General features: G+C 59.4%; 18 protein-coding genes. 11 read left to right on the top strand and 7 right to left on the bottom strand.

Annotation, left to right across the window (positions count from 1 at the left end; all coding sequences use genetic code 11):
- Positions 1-20 precede the first annotated feature (20 nt).
- From VOI23_RS17395 to VOI23_RS17365, 7 genes are all read left to right on the top strand, one after another.
- Entirely contained in the window at positions 21-680 is a 660-nt protein-coding gene (locus VOI23_RS17395; protein WP_323786285.1) for an ABC transporter ATP-binding protein, read from the top strand.
- Positions 658-2,430, top strand: a complete 1,773-nt coding sequence (locus VOI23_RS17390) for a capsule biosynthesis protein (protein WP_323786284.1) — start codon at positions 658-660, stop codon at positions 2,428-2,430. Before VOI23_RS17395 ends, VOI23_RS17390 begins: the two co-directional genes overlap by 23 nt.
- Before the next feature lie 138 nt (positions 2,431-2,568).
- Positions 2,569-4,065 carry a phosphomannomutase/phosphoglucomutase gene (locus tag VOI23_RS17385; protein ID WP_323786283.1) on the top strand — a complete coding sequence of 499 codons (1,497 nt, stop codon included), beginning with the start codon at positions 2,569-2,571 and terminating at the stop codon, positions 4,063-4,065.
- Positions 4,066-4,454: 389 nt separating this feature from the next.
- A complete protein-coding gene (locus VOI23_RS17380) occupies positions 4,455-5,534 on the top strand; it encodes an extracellular solute-binding protein (RefSeq protein WP_323786282.1) in 1,080 nt (359 codons plus the stop codon).
- Positions 5,535-5,613: 79 nt separating this feature from the next.
- Positions 5,614-6,732 (top strand): ABC transporter ATP-binding protein, encoded by a 1,119-nt coding sequence (locus VOI23_RS17375; RefSeq protein ID WP_323786281.1) that lies wholly within the window; start codon positions 5,614-5,616, stop codon positions 6,730-6,732.
- Positions 6,732-7,589, top strand: coding sequence for an ABC transporter permease (locus tag VOI23_RS17370; RefSeq protein ID WP_323786280.1), 858 nt, complete (start codon positions 6,732-6,734; stop codon positions 7,587-7,589). The genes VOI23_RS17375 and VOI23_RS17370 overlap by 1 nt, the downstream gene beginning before the upstream one ends.
- Positions 7,590-7,593: 4 nt before the next feature.
- Entirely contained in the window at positions 7,594-8,445 is an 852-nt protein-coding gene (locus tag VOI23_RS17365) for an ABC transporter permease (RefSeq protein WP_323786278.1), read from the top strand.
- Between the two features lie 146 nt (positions 8,446-8,591).
- On the opposite strand, the gene VOI23_RS17360 is transcribed toward VOI23_RS17365, so the two are convergent.
- The 7 genes from VOI23_RS17360 to VOI23_RS17330 all read right to left on the bottom strand — a co-directional run bounded on the left by VOI23_RS17360 (position 8,592) and on the right by VOI23_RS17330 (position 16,279).
- The gene (locus VOI23_RS17360) at positions 8,592-9,695 is read right to left on the bottom strand and encodes an FAD-binding oxidoreductase (protein WP_323786277.1); all 1,104 of its coding nucleotides are present in this window, start codon (positions 9,693-9,695) and stop codon (positions 8,592-8,594) included.
- Complete coding sequence (locus tag VOI23_RS17355) at positions 9,692-11,704, bottom strand: M3 family metallopeptidase (protein ID WP_323786275.1); 2,013 nt, start codon at positions 11,702-11,704, stop codon at positions 9,692-9,694. The genes VOI23_RS17360 and VOI23_RS17355 overlap by 4 nt, the downstream gene beginning before the upstream one ends.
- 113 nt (positions 11,705-11,817) lie before the next feature.
- The gene (locus VOI23_RS17350; RefSeq protein ID WP_323786274.1) at positions 11,818-12,870 is read right to left on the bottom strand and encodes a molybdopterin-synthase adenylyltransferase MoeB; all 1,053 of its coding nucleotides are present in this window, start codon (positions 12,868-12,870) and stop codon (positions 11,818-11,820) included.
- Positions 12,870-13,334 carry a dUTP diphosphatase gene (gene dut / locus VOI23_RS17345; protein WP_323786273.1) on the bottom strand — a complete coding sequence of 155 codons (465 nt, stop codon included), beginning with the start codon at positions 13,332-13,334 and terminating at the stop codon, positions 12,870-12,872. Before dut ends, VOI23_RS17350 begins: the two co-directional genes overlap by 1 nt.
- Before the next feature lies 1 nt (position 13,335).
- Entirely contained in the window at positions 13,336-14,535 is a 1,200-nt protein-coding gene (coaBC, locus tag VOI23_RS17340) for a bifunctional phosphopantothenoylcysteine decarboxylase/phosphopantothenate--cysteine ligase CoaBC (protein ID WP_323786272.1), read from the bottom strand.
- A gap of 65 nt (positions 14,536-14,600) precedes the next feature.
- Positions 14,601-15,404, bottom strand: coding sequence for a ChaN family lipoprotein (locus tag VOI23_RS17335; protein ID WP_323786271.1), 804 nt, complete (start codon positions 15,402-15,404; stop codon positions 14,601-14,603).
- Positions 15,401-16,279 carry an RNA polymerase factor sigma-32 gene (locus VOI23_RS17330; protein ID WP_323786270.1) on the bottom strand — a complete coding sequence of 293 codons (879 nt, stop codon included), beginning with the start codon at positions 16,277-16,279 and terminating at the stop codon, positions 15,401-15,403. Before VOI23_RS17330 ends, VOI23_RS17335 begins: the two co-directional genes overlap by 4 nt.
- A 108-nt stretch (positions 16,280-16,387) precedes the next feature.
- Between VOI23_RS17330 and cobU the strand changes: the two genes are divergently transcribed.
- The 4 genes from cobU to VOI23_RS17310 all read left to right on the top strand — a co-directional run bounded on the left by cobU (position 16,388) and on the right by VOI23_RS17310 (position 19,842).
- Positions 16,388-16,906, top strand: coding sequence for a bifunctional adenosylcobinamide kinase/adenosylcobinamide-phosphate guanylyltransferase (gene cobU / locus VOI23_RS17325; protein WP_323786269.1), 519 nt, complete (start codon positions 16,388-16,390; stop codon positions 16,904-16,906).
- Positions 16,906-17,478: a histidine phosphatase family protein gene (locus VOI23_RS17320; RefSeq protein WP_323786268.1), complete on the top strand. Its 573-nt coding sequence runs from the start codon at positions 16,906-16,908 to the stop codon at positions 17,476-17,478. Before cobU ends, VOI23_RS17320 begins: the two co-directional genes overlap by 1 nt.
- A gap of 81 nt (positions 17,479-17,559) precedes the next feature.
- The gene (locus VOI23_RS17315; protein ID WP_323786267.1) at positions 17,560-18,249 is read left to right on the top strand and encodes a glutathione S-transferase; all 690 of its coding nucleotides are present in this window, start codon (positions 17,560-17,562) and stop codon (positions 18,247-18,249) included.
- Between the two features lie 78 nt (positions 18,250-18,327).
- The gene (locus tag VOI23_RS17310) at positions 18,328-19,842 is read left to right on the top strand and encodes a YifB family Mg chelatase-like AAA ATPase (RefSeq protein WP_323786266.1); all 1,515 of its coding nucleotides are present in this window, start codon (positions 18,328-18,330) and stop codon (positions 19,840-19,842) included.
- The last annotated feature ends 17 nt before the right edge of the window (positions 19,843-19,859 follow it).

The raw sequence follows: 19,859 nt of genomic DNA, 5'->3' as shown, positions 1-19,859 counted from the left end.
GAGGAGGAACCAAGCCCGCGATGCTCGAATTTGAGAATGTCAGCAAGTCCTTCTGGACCGGAACCCAGCGCAAGGTGATCCTTGACCGCGTATCTTTCCGTGTGGAATTGGGACAATCGCTTGGCATTCTGGCCCCCAATGGCACAGGCAAAACGACCCTCATCAACATGATGGCAGGATTAGAAAAACCCGACGAAGGTGTGATCCGCCGCGGATGCCGGGTGTCGTTCCCACTGGGGTTCATGGGCGGCGTGGTTAACAAGCATTCGGCGGTGGAAAACAGCCGCTATATCGCCCGCCTCTACGGTCTGGACCCCGATTATGTCGAAGCTTTCTGCCGCTGGCTTTGCGGCCTGGGAGAATATTTCGATCAGCCCTTGGGCACCTATTCGTCGGGGATGAAGGCGCGGTTCTCCTTTGCATTGCTGCTGGCGCTGGAGTTCGATATTTATCTGATCGACGAAGGCATGCCCGGATCAACCGATGTCGAATTCAACAAGAAAGCCGGCGATATCCTGCGCGAACGCCTGCGTACCACAACCGTGATCATCGTCTCGCACCAGCCCGCGACGTTGGAAAAATTTGCCCGTTCAGCGGCCGTTCTGACGAATGGCAAGCTGCAAATGTTTGACTCCTTGGAAGAAGCGAAACAGCTCTATGACTATGAAACCCAAGGCTAAGAAATTCCGCATCCGTCGCACCATGCCGACCGGCAACGCGGCCGCACAGCCGTTGGCGGACCCGATGCAAGATGTCCCGGAACAGGTTCCGGCACAAAAGACTGCCGCCCCCGGTCAACCGACGCGCAATTACATATCTGACGTGCGGGCGCGGTCCGAAGCCGGAGCCGCCGCCGGAAATGGCGCGGCACAGAACAGACCACAGGCCCGCAAATTGCAGGTGGAACGCGGTCCCCAACCCCAGAAACAGCCTCAGGACCCCGCAATGCAGGGCATGGTGTCCTCTGCGACCGAAACTCAGGTAGATCAGGAAATCGACGCGATCCGCAAAGAAGGGCTGACTGGCCGTCAATTGCGCATGGCGCGCCGGGTGGCACAAAAACACGGGCTGGCACCGACTTCGGATTTCGACGCGGTCCGGTTGCTACGCGCTAACGGGATTGATCCGTTCGAACGCTCAACCATGCTGGAACTTGTCGTGCCTCAGGACGACCCGCCAGATGCAATGGACCAGTTGCCGGCGAAAACGGCTCAGCAACAATTACCGCAAACCGTGCCATCGCCCGACAAAAACCTGCCTTCGACCGAACTCGCCCCGGCAGATCGGCGCAGCGCCGAGATCATGCAAATTCAGCGCGATATCGCACGGCGGCGGCAGCGCAAGCTGATGCTTCTGTTGACCCGACTGGGCTTTTTCATCTTCCTTCCGACGATCCTTGTCGGCTGGTATTTCTATTTCATCGCCTCGCCGCTTTACGCGACCAAAGCGGAATTCTTAATCCTCGAAGCCGACGCCACCGGCGGGTCCGCCTTGGGCGGGCTGCTATCGGGCACGCAATTCGCCACAAATCAGGATGCGATCGCGGTGCAAAGCTATCTGATGTCGCGCGATGCGATGCAGAGGCTGGATCAGGACATGGGCTTCAAGGCGCATTTCAGCCAGGACTTCATCGACCCGATCAAGCGGCTGCCACCTGATGCATCCGATGAAACAGCCTATAAGCTTTTCAAACGCTATGTAAAAATCGGCTATGACCCCACCGAAGGGGTGATCAAGATGGAAGTGATCGCCGCGGACCCGCAGGTCAGCGCCGCCTTCTCTGAGCATCTGATTTCCTACGCCGAACACCGGGTCGACGACCTGTCACGGCGCAAGCGCGAAGACCAGATGCGCGAGGCCCGCACCACTTTGGAACAAGCCAGCAAGGAACGCCGCGAAGCGCAGCAGAAGCTCGTTTCACTGCAAGAAGGCACCCTGCTCGATCCCGAAGGTGAAATGGCCAGCATCCGGGCGCTGGTCAACAACGTGGAAATGCAGCTTCAGGACAAGGAGTTGCAACTGCAAACGCAGCTCAACAACCCGCGTCCCAACAAATCGAAAGTGCAAGCGCTGGAAACCGAAACCCGTCTGCTGCGGGAAGAACTGGATCGGCAAAAATCACGCCTTAACCAGGCAAAAGACGGCGACACCTCTCTGGCCGCCAAGGCGGCTCAAATCCAGATGGCGCAGGCCGATCTGGCCACTGCCGACCTTTTCCTGCAATCGGCGCTGCAGAATGAAAAGCAGACCGCCATGGAGGCCAACCGTCAGGTGCGTTATCTAACCACCTCCGTGCGCCCGGTGGCCCCAGACGCACCAGCCTATCCCCGCGCCTTCGAAAACACGATTCTGGCCTTTCTGGTATTGTCCGGGGTCTATTTGATGCTGTCGCTCACCGCATCAATCCTGCGCGAACAGGTTTCCTCCTGATCTGTATCCGGGGCTGTCTGCGGCATTTGCAGACAGTCCCGCTCACATAGCCAGAAAAAGTCAGCCATTTTGTTGTATTCCCGCCATATGCTGGGCATACAAGTCAGCAGAAATTTCAATCTCGAAGCGAGCCTTACAGTGACCAAGCCCAATTTCGAAGTCACCCCCAACACTTGGGAATTCCTCAAAGACCCGATGATCAAGCCGACCGGTTTTCGCGAATATGATGCGCGGTGGAAATATCCCGATGAAATTAATCTGCCGGGGATGACTGCACTTGGGCTTGGCATTGGCACCCAGATGCGCAAACACGGGCTCGATCCGGTGATCGCGGTCGGCAACGATTACCGCGACTATTCGCTGGCGATCAAGCAGGCGCTGGTGATCGGGCTGATCCAGGCCGGCATCCAGGTCAAGGATATCGGCCCCTGCATCACGCCGATGGCCTATTTCAGTCAGTTCCATCTCGACGCGCCCGCCGTGGCGATGGTCACCGCCTCGCATAATCCCAATGGCTGGACCGGGGTAAAGATGGGTTTTCAGAGACCATTGACCCACGGTCCCGACGAGATGTCGGAGCTGAAGGATATCGTGCTGGAAGGCAAAGGCGAAGCAGCCCCCGGCGGCAGCTATGAAATCGTCGACGGCGTGTTCGATGCCTATATGGATGACCTCGTGGGCGATTTCAAAATGACCCGAAAGCTGAAGGTCGTCTGCGCCACCGGCAACGGCACCGCCTCGGCCTTTGGCCCGGAGCTTTTTGAACGTATCGGTGTCGAAGTCGTGCCAAGTCATAACCGGCTCGATTACACTTTCCCGCATTACAACCCCAACCCCGAAGCGATGGAAATGCTGCACGACATGTCCGACAGCGTGAAAGCCAGCGGCGCCGATTTCGCCCTTGGCTTTGACGGTGACGGCGACCGCTGCGGCGTGGTCGATGACGAAGGCGAAGAAATTTTCGCTGACAAGATGGGCGTGATCATGGCCCGCGACCTGGCCAAGCTTTACCCTGGATCGACCTTCGTGGCGGATGTGAAATCCACCGGGCTCTTCGCCTCTGATCCCGAGCTGAAGAAATACGGCATCAAGGCCGATTACTGGAAAACCGGCCACAGCCACATGAAGCGCCGTGTCCATGCCCTGGGCGCGCTGGCTGGGTTTGAAAAATCCGGCCACTATTTCCTCGCTGGCGATATCGGGCGCGGCTATGACGACGGCATGCGGGTGGCGGTGGAAATCTGCAAGCTGATGGACCGCAACCCGGACATGAAAATGTCCGACCTGCGCAAGGCACTGCCGAAAACCTGGTCGACGCCGACGATGTCACCCTACTGCGCCGACACCGAAAAATACGCCGTACTGGATCGGCTGGTGGAAAAGCTGATCGCCAAGGGCGAGGCTGGTGACAGCTTCGCAGGTAAAGCGATCAAAGAGGTCGTGACAGTCAACGGTGCCAGAGTGATCCTTGAAAACGGCTCTTGGGGCCTTGTGCGGGCGTCGTCGAACACCCCGAACCTGGTGGTGGTCATCGAATCGAGCGAAAGCGAAGAAGAAATGCGCGCGATCTTTGAAGAGATTGATGCCGTAATCCGCACCGAACCGCTGGTCGGTGATTACGATCAGAAGATTTAGTCCCGGGGCGGACTACGTCCCGGCGTTTCTACTTTTTTAAAACTTCCCGGGGTGAAAGCACGCCGCACGCGCAGAAGGGGCAGGCCCCCTGCCCGGCCATTGATTACCCTTTCGGGGACTATACGCCGTGATAACAGGCGGTTCATCCACATATTCTTCGATGCGCGCCGCTTGTAATTTCAATCAACCTCTTTGCCTCGGCACTGGGTGCGCGCCCCTGTCTTCGGGCAAATGCCGGATGAGGGCGTGTCGTTACACAATTGACATACGAATCTGTCATCGGTTTAATTTGACTGATTGGTCAATATCATTCGAATGTCTTTGTCGCGGTTCCGGATTTGCATTGGCGCGTGTCCGGAACAACGCAAAGAAATCACCTGGAGGTTATCATGAAATCCATCTGCCAAAGGGCGGCAACGCTCCTCTCTACTGCCAGCGTCGTCGCAATCGGTCTAGCGGGCATCGCCCATGCCGACACGCTGCGCCTTTTGACCTGGGGCGGCTATGCACCCGAAGACGTGGTTGCCCTGTTCGAAAAGGAAACCGGCCACACCGTCGAGGTCACCCTGTCCAACAACGAAGAAATGATCGCAAAACTGCGCGCTACTCGTGGCGGTGGGTTCGATCTGGCGCAACCCAGTCAGGACCGCATCGCCGGCCCGCAGGCGGAATTCGGCATCTACAAGCCGATTGATCTGAGCAAGATCGACGCCGGCCAGTTCATCGGATCGATGCTGGACGCGACCAAAGCCAACACCACCGTCGATGGTGAAGTTTACGGTGTGCCGCATGTCTGGGGCACTTCGGGTCTGGTCGTCGACACCGCCATGGCGGGCAGCGTGAAGGACTATACCGATCTGTGCAGCGCCGACGTCGCGGGCAAGGTGTCCTACCGCCTGAAGCGCCCGACCCTGATCGGGTTTGGCTATGCCATGGGTCTGGACCCGTTCGCCGCCTATGGCGACGAGGCCGCCTATAAGAAAGTCATCGACCAAGTCGAAGCCAAGCTGATCGACTGCAAAGCCAACGTCAAAACCTACTGGGGCGGCGGCGACGAACTGATGGGGCTGCTGCGCTCGGGCGAAGTCGTTGCCTCGATGGCTTGGGATACCGGCGGCTGGAAGCTAAACGCCGACAAACCCGATATCACCTTCGTGGCACCTGCTTCCGGCGCTTTGGGCTGGATTGACACCTTCGTTCTGCCAGCCAAGGGCAAAGCCGACGACGCAGCCTATGACTGGATCAACTTCGTGATGCGCCCGGAAATCGCCGCCAAGATCACCGATGCGGCGGGCAACTTCACCGCTTCGAAGGGCGCGGACGAATTCGTTTCGGCCGATCTGAAAGCCCGCTACCAGGCCAGCTTCCCACCCGAAGCCGTCGACAACATCAAGTGGTATCCGCCGGTTCCCGCCGGTCTGGAAATGATCGAAGGCGCGGCGCTTGACCGCGTGAAAGCGGCCAACTGATCCGTCAGTTTCCACGTTAACCACTAACGATCACCCCCGGACCCAAGGTTCGGGGGTGAGCAATTTGATCGAGCTTTGCATGACGTCCCAAGATCTTGAAATCCAGAACCTGACTAAAAAATTCGACACATTCACTGCGGTGGACGATGTGTCCTTTTCGGTTCCCGCCGGTTCCTTCTTTTCCATTCTCGGCCCGTCGGGCTGTGGCAAGACCACCATCATGCGGATGGTTGCGGGGTTTATCGAACCAACCTCGGGGGATATCCGGATCAAGGGTCGTTCGGTGCTGGACGTGCCGCCCAACAAGCGCCCGGTGAACATGGTGTTCCAGCACCTTGCGTTGTTCCCGATGATGAATATCGCCGACAACATCGGCTACGGGCTGCGCCGCAAGGGGATTGCAAAAGACGAAATCACCCGAAAGGTCGGCGAGGTTCTGGACCGGATCGGCCTGCCGGATATCGGGCACCGCAAGGTCGATGAACTGTCCGGCGGCCAGAAACAGCGAGTTGCGATCGCGCGCTGCATGGTTCTGGAACCTGATGTGCTGTTGCTCGACGAACCTCTCGGCGCACTGGATCTCAAGCTGCGTGAACATATGAAAATCGAGCTCAAGTCGCTGCAGGCCGCGTTCGACACGACCTTTGTCTACATCACTCACGACCAGTCCGAAGCGCTGGTAATGTCCGACCAGATCGCCGTGATGAACAACGGCCGTTTCGAACAGGTCGGGACCGGACAGGACCTTTATTATCGTCCGCAAAGCGCCTTCGTCGCGGGGTTTGTAGGCGACAGCAACCGCTGGCGGGGCAAGGTGACCCGCGCCGAGGCGGGGCAACTTCAGATCATTACCGAGGCCGGGTTGACGATGACCGGCAGCGACCACCGCCGCAACCTGTCTGTCGGGGATGCCGCCGATATCTACGTCCGTCCCGAAGCGATCCGCATCAGTCGGTCTGCCGACGATCTGGCGCAGTTCGAAAACAAGATGGGCGGGACGGTGTCTTCCATTCTATTTAACGGCGCTGCCAGCCGCCTGATCCTCAAAGCCGAAAGCGGCGAGGAAATCGAGGTGACGCTGCCGCAATCAGGCGAATTCTCCAACGTCAAGCGTGGCGATACGCTTCATCTTGGCTGGTCTGGTGAACAGGCCAACAGCTTTGCAGCATCGGAAGTTTTCACACAGGTGTTTCAGTAATGCGAGCGGCATCGAAACTAGGCTTCATCCTGTTGTTCTCGCCGCTTGTTCTGTGGCTGGGGCTGCTGATCGTCATACCGCATATCGACATGTTCCTGATCTCGATCCGTGAACGTGTCGGCGTCGGGAAATACGACACCAGCCTTGCCAACTACCTGACGTTTTTTGGCGAACCGCTTTACATGATGACCTTTGCGCGGACCGCGCTGATGTCGGTTCTGGCAACGGGTATGACTCTTCTGATCGGGTTCCCGGTCGCGTTCTACATCGCCAAGATCGCCAAGGGGCGGCTGCAATCGGCGCTTTTCCTGCTGTGCCTGGTGCCGTTCTGGGTCTCTGAGCTGGTGCGGACCTTCGGCTGGATGATTCTGCTGCGGGAAACCGGTGTGTTTTCCAACCTGCTGCAATGGGCGGGCCTGGCCGATCAGCCGGTCGAGATGCTGTATAACGACGTCGCCATGATGGTCGGCCTCGTCTACACCTCGATGCTGTTCATGGTGGTGCCGCTGATCACCACGATGGAAAGCCTCGACGACAGCGTGATCGAGGCCGGTTATGACCTTGGCGGCAACGGTGTATCAGTGATGCGTGAAATCGTGATCCCCCACGCGATGCCGGGCATCGTGTCCGGGTCGATCGTGGTGTTCATGCTGTCGCTTGGCAATTACCTGACCCCGACCATGCTGGGCGGCAAGGACAGCCTGTGGTTCACCGAACTGATCTATTCGCAGTTCATCGTGCGCTTCAACTGGGAACTGGGCGCAGCCTTTGGCTTCATGCTGCTGCTGCTGTCCTCGGTCATTGTCTGGGGCACCCTGCGGCTGTCCGGTCAGACGCTTGAAAAGACGATGGGGTAACGCAATGATCCCGACAATCCGCCAACCCCGCCTTGTTCGTTATGGCTATCGTGCCTACGTGGCGCTGTTTTTCCTCTATCTGGCGCTACCGCTCGTGGTGGTGTCGGTCTTCGCCTTCAACAACAGCCAGTTCCCTTCGCTGCCGTGGGAAGGCGGTACGCTGGCCTGGTTCTTCGGCAGCGAACGCCCGATGATCGGCGTGTTCCATGAACGCCCCATTCTGCGGGCGCTTGGCAACTCGGCCTTCATCGCGTTCTTCGTTTCGCTGATGTCGGTTGGGCTGGGCGCGACCAACGCGTTCCTGTTCAACCGCTACGATTTCCGGCTGAAAAGCTTCTTCTACATGCTGATGCTGTTGCCACTTGTGGTTCCGGGCATCGTGCTTGGCATTTCCATTCTCGTCTTTTCCTCGACCGCCGCCAACGGGATCGAGGAAACAATCGGTTGGGATATCGAAGCCCTGCGCCCTGGCCTGCCGCTGGTCATCTTGGGCCAGTTTTCATTCATCACGACTATCGTAACGCTGGTTGTGTCTGCCCGCCTGCACAAATTCGACCGCTCCCTGGAAGAAGCCGCGCTGAACCTCGGGGCAAGCCACCTGACCGCGGTACGCACCGTCACCCTGCCGTTCCTTCTGCCGGCGCTGATCGGCGGTTTCGTGGTGGCGTTCCTGATGAGTTTCGAGAACTTCAACACCACGCTGATGCTGGTCGGTTCGGACGCGCCGCTGACCATCGCGATGTTCGACCGGATGAAAGAGGGCTCGACGCCGCTGCTCAACGCGGTGTCGCTGTTGCTGATGATCGGATCGTCCGCCCTGGCGCTGATGATGATCGCGCTGCAGCGTAAGGATTGAACAGCGGCAGAACACCGGTCTAGAACCGCATCCAATTTCCATTTTGAGATTGCTTTCCGAACCACGGGCTGGATAACGCCCAGCACGAAAAGAAGCGCTGCGTAAATATCAACGCTCAACAGAGGGGACAGTCCCCCCTCCCTGCTTTACGTGATCAAGAACCGTTTCGGATCGAGAGCCGCAACAACCTCCGGCGAAACATCCGGGCGATGGCCGACAATCAACGCGGCGGTCAGTTGCGACAAAGCAGGGGCAGTTTGAACGCCGTAACCGCCCTGTCCAGCAAGCCAGAAAAATCCCTCGGCCTGCGGATCGAAACCAGCCAGAGGGGTCCTGTCGGGCGCAAAGCTACGCAGCCCGGCCCAGCTGTGTTCAACCCGCGTGACGGGCATGGTGACCGCCTGTTCGAAACGGTACATCCCTTCGGCCAGCACCATGTCGTCGGCCCAGGCGTCATGCGCGTCGACCGGGTCTTCATCTGCCGGGCTGACCATCAGCTTGCCAGCTTCCGGTTTTGCATACCACTGTTCAGAGATACTGCCGAAGAGCGGCCAGCGACGAACATCATGGTCATCCGGGGCAGGCAGGATCGCCGCCGAGCGGCGCATCGGCTGCACCCCGATGGGCGACGCCCCAGCCATCGTTGCCACCGCGCCGGCCCAGGCTCCAGCGGCGTTCACCACGATGGGGGCGCTGTATTCCACGCCGCCCGCACTGACCTGCCAGGCATCGCTATTGCGCCGCAACGCCGTCACCTGCGCCCCGGTCACGATCTGCCCACCACGCACCGTCAGCAGCCGCGCATAGCCCGACAGCATGCGGTCCACGTCAATATCCTGCGCGTCCCATTCGATGGCCGCCCGGACGATGCGGTCCGGGCGCAAGATAGGCACCAGTTCCACCGCCTGCGCCGGACTTAGTATTTCCATTCCGGTCGCCGCCGCGACATAGGCGTCGAGGTCATCCAGTTCTTCCTCGTCCGCCAGAAGCAATTCGCCACGCGGCGACAACAGGGAACTGTCCGCGACCCCGTCGGGGGATTCCATGAATGGTGCCGAGGCCGCGTTCAGGGCGCGCAGCGTCGCGTTACCGTAATTCCGAATGAAAATCGCCGCCGATCGTCCGGTGGAATGATACCCCGTGCGCGGTTCCGCTTCGAGCAGCAGAACCGACATATGTTCAGCCAGCATCGCGGCAGCGCTGACCCCGGCGATACCGCCGCCGATGACGATGACATCCGCGCCCTTCATGCCGCCAACCCGCGCCCTTTGAGCAGCGCCTCGACCCCCGGCATCCGGCCACGGAAGGCGGTATAAAGCTCTTCCGCCTCACGGGACCCACCGGTGGACAGGATATTGTCCTCCAGTGCGCGGGCCATTTCGGGATCGAACGGATCTCCCGCCTCTTCGAAGGCTTCAAACGCGTCGGCATCCATCACCTCCGACCACATATAGCTATAATAACCTGAACTGTAGCCGTCGCCGGAAAACACATGGGCGAATTGCGGCGTCGCATGACGCATGGCGATCTGTTTTGGCATGCCCAGACGGTCCAGAACATCGGCCTGCATCGCCATCGGATCGGCCGGTGCTGCACCCTTGTGGAATTCAAGATCGACCAGGGCCGAGGCGACATATTCCACCGTCTGGAACCCCTGATCGAAATTCGCCGCGCCAAGCACCTTGTCCAGCATCGTCTTGGGCATCGGCTCATTGGTTTCGGCATGGGTGGCGAATTCTTCCAGCACTTCAGGCACTTCCAGCCAATGCTCGAAAAGCTGGCTCGGCAATTCGACGAAGTCCCGCGCCACCGAAGTGCCCGAGATGCTTTCATAGGTCACATCAGACAGCATTTGGTGCAGCGCGTGGCCAAATTCGTGGAACAGAGTGCGCGCATCGTCATAGGACAACAGCGCCGGGTCGGCCTTGGCGAAGTTGCAGACATTGATGACGACCGGTGCCTGTTCCTTCGGGAACTTTGCCTGCGCCCGCATCGCCGAACACCATGCGCCCGACCGTTTCGATCCGCGCGCGAAGTAATCGCCGATGAAGACCGCAATGTGCTTGCCGTTCCGGGTGACGTCCCAGGCGCGGCAATCGGGATGGTAAAGCGCCACGTCAAGCGGCGCGAATTCCAGCCCAAACAATCGGTTGGCGCAGGCAAAGGCGGCCTCGATCATCCGGTCGAGCTGCAGGTAGGGTTTCAGCGCCGCCTCGTCCAGGTCGTGTTCCGCCTTGCGCCGACGGGCTGCGTAGTAATGCCAATCCCAGGCCTCCAGATCGCCGTTGATGCCGTCCTCGTGCATCATCGTCTCAAGCACCTTGGCGTCTTCTTCCGCCCGCGCTTTGGCCGGTTGCCAGACCGCCAGCAAAAGCTCTTCCACCTTTTCCGGTGTCTTCGCCATTTCGGTTTCCAGCTTGTAGGCGGCGAAATTGTCGTAACCCAAAAGCTTGGCACGTTCTTCACGCAGCTTCAGAATTTCGGCAGCGATGTCGCGATTATCATGATCGCCGCCATTTGCCCCGCGCGACACGAAAGCCTTGTAGGCTTTTTCGCGCAAATTGCGGCGCGGCGAAAACTGCAGGAATGGCGTTATGATCGACCGCGAGGTGGTGACAATCGGACCATCAACACCCTTTTCCGCCCCTGCTGCACGCATCGCACCCGTTACGAAATCAGGCAGGCCTTCAAGGTCGTCCTCGGCCACTTCCATGAACCAGTCGCGTTCATCGGCCAACAGGTTCTGGGTGAACTCTGTGCCCAAAGTCGCCAGCCGCCCCTTGATCGCGGCCATTCGTGTATCTGCGTCGCCTTCCAGCGCTGCGCCAGCGCGCACAAAACCGCGGCGGGTCAGCATCAGGACCCGTTCCTGTTCCGCGCTCAGCCCCAGTTCATCCTTGCGCAGCCACAGATCCTCCACCCGCTGAAACAGCGCCTTATTCGACGAAATCGCCGCATAATGCGCCGCAAGTTTGGGGGAAAAATCGCGCTGCAATTTTTCGCGCTCGGGATTACTGTCAGCCCCCGCCACCGTGTAGAAAACCGACAGAACCTTGTGCAGTGCGTCGCCTGCGGCTTCCAGTGCTTCAATCGTGTTGGCGAATGTCGGGGCTTCGGCATTGCCTGCAATCGCGGCGATTTCGGCATTATGCTCGGCCAGGGCCTGCTTGAAAGCAGGGGCGAAATCGGTGTCTTCGATCCGGTTGAACGGGGCTATTTCGAACGGCGTATCCCATTGGGACAGAAGCGGGTTGGTCATGAAAGGTCTCCTTTGCCCGGCAGGGTAGGCCCGATGTTTTCCGACTTCCAGCCCTGTTCTTTCACGCGGATTGCATCACCGTCACCTGCAACGTCAACGCCCCGTGGGATACGCTACTGAGGGTCTTGAAGCCCGCCGCAGACCGGGCAGTCGTCGCGCTTCTTCAACCTGATCTTGCGGGTTTCGCCCCACAGCGCGTCATAGATCAGCATTTCACTGCGCAACGCCGCACCGGCACCGGTGATCACTTTGATCGCCTCTACCGCCATCATCGCGCCCACCACGCCAGGCAAGGGCCCGATCACCCCTGCCTCGGCGCAGGACGGGGCGAGGCCGGGTGCGGGCGCTTCGGGAAAAATGCATTGGTAGCAGGGACCCGAGGTCGCCGGATCAAAAACGCTCAACTGTCCTTCCCATTGGGACAGGGCGCCGGAAATCAGAGGTTTATCAAGTTTCACCGCCATCGCGTTGGACAAATAGCGGGTGGTAAAATTGTCGGTACCATCGAGGATCAGATCATAGTCAGCAAACAGCTCTGCTGCCATTTCCGGTTCCAGTCGCCGCTTGTATGGGCGCACCGTCACAAAGGGATTCTGCCCTTCCATCGCTGCCTTGGCGGAAAAAACCTTGGCGCTGCCGATATCGGTATCGCGGTGGATCACTTGCCTCTGCAGGTTGGAATTGTCGACCTCGTCATCGTCGATCACACCGATGGTGCCGACCCCCGCCGCCGCCAGATACAACAACGCAGGCGACCCCAACCCACCGGCACCGATCACCAGAACGCGCGCCTTTTTCAGCTTCTTCTGTCCGGGGCCGCCAATTTCGCGCATCACGATATGGCGGGCATAGCGGTTAAGTTCGGTTTCGCTGAAGCTGCGTGCAGTATTTGGTTTCGTCTGCTGTTCAGGCTGTGCCCGGCTACGGGCCCATTTCAGCGCTTCGCGGTAAATCAGTATCAGCAAGGCAAGACCACCCAGCAAGAGCCAGGGCGCGGCAGACCCGCCCGTGGCTTGTCTCAGCGCGTTCCCATCAGGAAGCAAAAGATGCAAAAGGATGACCGCAAGCCATAGAAGCCCGATCATCAACCCGCGCAGCGCATACGGTATTTTCAACACCGCACAGATCCCCCAAAGCGCCGCCGCGATGATCAGAACCAGACCCATCAGCCGTGCCCGGTCGACCCGAACCCGCCCTCACCCCGGTCGGTATCGTTCAGGCTGTCAGTGATAACAAATTGTGCCCGCACCACCGGCGCAACGACCATTTGCGCGACCCGGTCACCATGGGCGACGTGGAAGGGTTGATTGCTGGCATTGTAAAGGATCACCCCGATGGGGCCACGATAGTCGCTGTCGATGGTACCGGGACTGTTGGGAATGGTGATCCCATGTTTCAGCGCCAAACCCGAACGCGGTCGGATCTGCACCTCATAGCCTTCGGGGATTTCGAACCGGAGCCCGGTCTGAATCATCGCCCGGAATCCCGGCGCTATGGTCATACCTTCTTCGCGGAAATCCGGGGCGAAATTGGCACGGATATCTGCCCCGGCCGCCCCTGGGGTCGCATAGTCGGGCAAGGGTAACGCCCGATCTGCACCCTGATCCCAGATTACAGAGATTTGCACCATCTCATGCGTCTCCCACTGCTTCGGCGATTCGCGCCGCCAGCCGTTTAGCGGTTTCTTCCTTGCTCAGCCTTGGCCATTCTTCGACCCTGTCATCGCGGATCAGGATGACGGCATTTTCACTGCCGCCCATGATCCCGGTTTCGGGGCTGACATCATTGGCGACGATCCAGTCGCATTGCTTGCGGGCACGTTTGGCCTGCGCATGCGCGATCACGTCGTCGGTTTCCGCAGCAAAGCCAACGACCAATCCCGGGCGGCCCGATTTCATTTGACTGACCGTCGCCAGAATATCGGGATTTTCAGAGAATTCGAGCACCGGCAATTGCCCGTTTTGTTTCTTGATCTTCGACGACGATGCCGATGCTACCCGCCAATCGGCCACTGCGGCTGCGAATACCGCGACGTCGACCGGCAACGCGTTTTGTACCGCGCCCAACATCTGTTGCGCGGTTTGAACCGCGACCACCTCGACCCCGGCAGGTGGCGGCACATCCGCCGGTCCGGTAACGAAAACCACCTCGGCTCCAAGGGCTGCAAGCGCCCGAGCAATCGCCGTGCCTTGCGCCCCAGAGGACCGGTTAGCGATGTAGCGCACCGGATCAATCGGTTCATGGGTCGGCCCTGATGTCACCAGAATCCGTTTTCCCTTCAGCGGGCCATCGGACAGCGCGGTATTGGCCGCTTCGACGATCTGCATCGGTTCGACCATGCGTCCGGGTCCGAATTCGCCGCAGGCCATATCGCCTTCGTCCGGGCCCAGAACGGTGATCCCATCGCGCTGCAATTGAGCCAGATTACGTTGCGTCGCGGGATGGTCCCACATCCGCACATTCATTGCCGGCGCAATCATCACCGGCGTATCGGTCGCCAACAATAGCGTCGAAGCCATGTCGTTCGCGTGCCCACCCGCCATCTTGGCCATCAGATCGGCGGTCGCAGGAGCCACCACGATCAAGTCGGCAAGGCGCGACAACTGAATATGGCCCATCTCGGCTTCGTCCGTCAGATCGAACAGATCGGTATAGGTTTTTTCGCCTGAAACCGAGGCAATCGTCAGAGGGGTCACGAATTCCTGCGCGGCGCGGGTCATCACCGGTGTCACAGCCGCCCCGCGTTCGCGCAGCCGCCGGATAAGATCGGGCGTTTTGAATGCTGCGATACCGCCCCCGATGATCAACAAAATGCGCTTGCCGTTCAACATGCTACCCCCCCCGATCTATGTTGCGATGGACAGTAGGCATGTCGTGATAGAGAGACAAGGGCGGGTTAGCGAAACGCGTCACAGGGATCGGGCCGGTCCACCGCAGGAGCATCGAGAACCGCGTCGAACGCGCCATCGGGTTTCTGACCGTCTTCGGATTGTCCGATGGTCACCACGTTCAGACCGGCGACAAGCTTTCGCAGCGAAAACGGCACCGCCCAATCGGCCCTGGCATGGCCGTTACCCGTAATCACCACCACCGGGCCGCCGGTCGCATCCAACGCCCGCTTCGCTGCTCGCGCCAGTTCGGCGTCACGCAACCGCTGCAATTCGACCATTACCGGTAACATGTCTTCGGGCAGAGCGTTACAATGCGCTTCTTGTTGCAGCGCCAAGCGGACGATTTGCTGATCTTCTGGCAGGGGCCGGTCCAATCCGTAGTCCGATGCCTCCGGACCAAAACTTTGCTCGATCCCGGTCTTCATCGCCGTGCGCGCTGCAGTACGCGGGATCGCGGCACCATATATTGCGGCATTCGGCGCAGCTTGCATAATCTGGAAATACATATCGAAATCGGGCCAGCCGCTGTTGTCCCAATCCAGCGCCGTTTTCAATGCCGAAGCGTCGGTGCGCAAATCATCGGTGATGCGTGCCGCCTGATCGGCAGTGAGCATTTCAAAAACAAGCGCTGAAGGGCCAATGACCCCGGCTAATCGCGCCTGCACCCGGTGATGAGCGGGGTTATCATGTACCTCGCCCAACACCACCACATCGCGGTCCTGAACCAGTTCCTCGACCGGGTCGGCAACCGCAAACCCAGACAGCGCCAGCAGCGCGGCCAAACCAAGTCCAAAACCGACAATCTTCATAGAAGGAAATCTTGCACCTCGCGGCTTTCTTCTTCCAGCCGCTTTTTCATCTTTTTCAGCGCTGCCGCTTCCAGTTGGCGTACGCGTTCCTTGCTGAGTTTCAATTCGACGCCAAGCGATTCAAGTGTGCGTGGCTGTTCTCGCAGCTTGCGTTCGCGGATGATGAACCGTTCGCGTTCATTCAGGCTACCGATCGCATCGACCAGCCATTCACGCAATGCCTTGGTATCATGCCGATCCTCGACAATTTCGGCCGCACCCGCGCCATCGTCTTCCAGCGTATCGATCCATTCGCGGCCTTCGTCTTCGCTGCTTTGAGTCGCATTCAGCGAAAAATCGGATCCCGCCAACCGGCCTTCCATCATTTCAACATCACGGAGGGGCACGCCGATCTCCATCGAAATCGCTTGCCGCATCTGATAGCGGTCCAGTTCTTCGCCTCGTGCGCGGGTTTCGCGCTCCATCTGGGCCTGAACCCGCCGCAGGTTGAAAAACAATGATTTTTGCGACGACGTGGTTCCGGTGCGTACCATCGACCAGTTACGCATAACATAGTCCTGAATCGACGCTTTGATCCACCACACCGCATAGGTCGAAAACCGCACCCCGCGATCAGGGTCGAATTTGTCCGCAGCTTTCATCAGGCCCAGCCCCGCCTCTTGAATAAGGTCGTTCATGGGCGCGCCATAGCGTTTGAATTTGGACGCCATGGAAATGGCCAATCGCATATAGGCATTTATCAACCGATGAAGCGCGGCTTCGTCCCGGTGATCCCGCCATGCAATGGCCAGTTGTCGTTCGGTTTCCGCATCCAGAAGCTCGGCCTTCATGGCCTGGCGGGACAGGGAGGTGTCATTTGGTGCATCAAGTGGCATTCCAGTTCCCCCGCAATTAAAAGCGCCTCAGCGCTTAGGGTTGTTTCATTACAAGCGGGAATGATACGCACCGCAATATGCGCCGGATCACAATAAGGTGTGCAAAAAATGCGTAATAAACTAACGCTGGTATTGGGCGGAGCCGGGTCTGGCAAATCAGACTGGGCAGAAAATACTGTGATTCAAAGTGGTTATGACAAAGTCTATGTCGCCACGGCGCAGGCCTGGGATGAGGAAATGAAGGCCAAGATTCATCGGCACCAGCACCAGCGCGGTAACACTTGGTCAACCATCGAAGCCCCGCTGGATATCGTCACACCACTTTCGAACGCCCGTTCAGGTCAGGTTGTTTTGCTCGATTGCGCCACGATGTGGCTAAGCAATCACCTGCTCGCAGGGTCCGATCTGGCAACCGAGGAGGAACGTTTCATCACCGCGCTGAGAGAATGCGCCGCGCCGGTCGTGGTGGTGACGAACGAAGTGGGAATGTCTGTGGTTCCCGAAAACGCGCTGGCACGCAGGTTCAGAGAGACGCAGGGCAAACTGAACCAACGCATTGCCGCCCAAGCCAATCTGGTCGTCACCGTGATGGCCGGGTTGCCGTTGGTTTTGAAGGGACAGATCTGATGGCACGGGTATTCTGGATCCGGCATGGGCCGACTCACGCTAAAACTATGGTAGGCTGGTCCGATCTTCCCGCCGATCTGTCCGACGCTGCTCAATTGCAACGGCTTGAGGCCGCCCTGCCGAAACGGGCAGCCGTCATTTCCTCGGATTTGAGTCGCGCCGTGACCACCGCCGACGCCATCACCGGCAATCGCACCCGGTTGCCGCACTGTCCCGATTTGCGGGAAATCCATTTTGGCGCGTGGGAATTGCAGCGCTTTGAAGCGGTGGCGGATCAGGATCATATCCGCTCCTTTTGGGAAAACCCCGGCGATATTCGCCCGCCCGGCGGCGAAAGCTGGAACGATGTCACAACCCGGGTCGATCGGGCCGTTGCGCAGCTAGTGAACGATCATCCCGACCGCGATATTGTCGCCGTCGCTCATTTCGGGGTCATCCTGACCCAAGTGCAGAAGGCGCTGAAAATCGGTGCCTTCGAGGCATTTTCACACCGGATCGAAAATCTGTCCCTGACCGAATTGAATTGGAATGGCACGGAATGGCAGGCGCGTGAAATAAATCAAATTCTGTGATCAACTCAGCAACAACTATTTGGTTTTTGTGATCATTTCTTGCCATTACCTTGACCAAATACTGCCCAAGGAGGTCATGGAATGCAATATGAGTTATATATCGGCGACCAAAGCTTTTCCAGCTGGTCGCTGCGCGGCTGGCTGATGCTGGAAAAATTTGACCTGCCGTTCCAGACCCACATGGTCGGGCTTTATGGCGGGACATTCAAAGAAGACCTCGCGGCTCTGGCCCCAGCGCGGCTGGTCCCGGTTCTGCGCACCGCGGAAGGAACGATCATCGGCGAAACGCTTGCCATCGCGGAAGAGCTGAACAGTCGGCATCCCGACCGCGAGATGTGGCCGCAACAGGCCAACGCCCGCGCCTTTGCCCGCTGGATCGTTGCCGAAATGCACGCCGGGTTCAGCGCGTTGCGGGACGAATGCCCAATGCAGCTCTTACATCAATATCAGGGTTTTGTAGTTTCCGACGCGGTCCGCGCCGATCTTGACCGGTTGGAATTGTTATGGGGCAAAGCGCGAAACGAATTCGGACAGGACGGACCGTGGCTGTTCGGCCGCTATAGCCTTGCCGACGCATTCTTTGCGCCGGTCGCCGCGCGGATCGCGGGCTATGCGCTGCCGGTGGGTGATCTGGCGCAAAGCTATGTCGACACGACCTTGGCGGATTCTGCCTTCTGCCGATGGCGCGCACAGGGGCTGACCAAATCCTACGACCCGGTGCCTTATGCATTGGATTTGCCCACGCAGGCATGGCCAAGCCCCGCCGCCTAACGACGGCAAAACCCGTTAACCATTCCTAAAGCCCGCAACCGTTAACCTTGATCACCAAAGAAGAATTGGGGTGGTTGCATGGTGACCCGGGCCTATACCGTGGCGTTCGAAGGGGTAACAGCCCGACGGGTCGAGGTGCAATGCGCCGTGACGCCGGGCCTGCCTGCCTTTGCCATCGTCGGCCTGCCCGACAAGGCTGTGTCAGAAGCGCGCGACCGTGTACGCACCGCGCTTGGATCGCTGGCCATCGCGCTGCCGTCAAAACGTATCACCATAAACCTATCGCCCGCCGACATGCCCAAGGAGGGCAGTCACTTCGATCTGCCGATCGCGCTGGCGCTACTGGCGGCTTTGGAAATCATACCGAGTGACGCTGTGGAAGGCACCACCGCCTTGGGCGAGCTGTCATTGGACGGGTCGCTGATCCCCGTCATCGGCGCGCTGCCCGCGGCCATGGCCGCCGCCGCCGAGGACCGGATTTTGCTGTGCCCCAAGGCATCAGGTGCCGAAGCGGCCTGGGTCGGGGCCTGTCAGGTCATTGCCGCGGCGGGCCTTGCCGATGTGGTGCGCCATTATACCGGTCAGTCCCCCCTGACCCCGGCCCAGCCTGGTGAGGTTGTGCCGGATCAGTCAGGTCGCTGCCTGCGCGATGTAAAGGGTCAGGAACGGGCCAAACGCGCGCTGGAAATCTCTGCTGCGGGACGCCATCACCTGTTGATGACCGGCCCGCCCGGATCAGGCAAATCGATGCTGGCGGCGCGTATTCCCGGCATCCTGCCTCCGCTGACGGCGGTCGAGGCGTTGGAAACGTCAATGATCCATTCTCTCGCCGGGCTGCTGGACGAAGGCGGAATTTCCCGGGTGCGGCCGTTTCGCGAACCGCATCACACCGCGTCGATGGCCGCCATCGTCGGCGGTGGGCGCAGCGCAAAACCGGGCGAGATTTCGCTGGCCCATAACGGCGTTTTGTTCATGGATGAATTTCCCGAATTTCCCCGCACAGTGCTGGAAACCCTGCGCCAGCCGATAGAAACTGGCGAAGTAATGGTGTCGCGTGCCAATGCACATGTGCAATATCCCTGCCGCTTTATGCTGGTCGCCGCCGCCAACCCGTGCAAATGCGGCTATCTGACCGACCCGGCCCGCGCCTGCAATCGCGCCCCCAATTGCGGCGAAGATTACATGGGCCGGATCAGCGGCCCGCTGCTGGACCGGTTCGATTTGCGGATCGAGGTGCCGCCGGTGGCCTATACCGATCTCGACCTGCCAGCTTCGGGCGACACTTCGGTGCAAGTCGCTGAACGCGTCGCCGAAACCCGGCAGGTTCAGGCCGACAGGTTCCGCGACGTTGAGGGCGTGATGCTTAACGCCGAAGCCGAGGGCGAGCTCCTGGAACGGATTGCCGACCCGGATGCCGAGGGCAAAGCGCTACTGGGCAAAGTGGCCGAACGGTTCGGTCTGTCGGCGCGCGGCTATCATCGGGTGCTGCGGGTCGCCCGCACCATCGCCGATCTGGACGGGACAGATAGCGTGCAGCGCAACCACGTCGCCGAGGCGATTTCCTACCGCATCCTGTCATTGCAGGACGCGTGATTCCTCCGGCCCCGCAT

It is taken from the genome of Thalassovita sp. (assembly GCF_034670005.1).
GTDB lineage: Bacteria > Pseudomonadota > Alphaproteobacteria > Rhodobacterales > Rhodobacteraceae > Thalassobius.
This window is presented reverse-complemented; position numbering and strand designations above follow the sequence as displayed.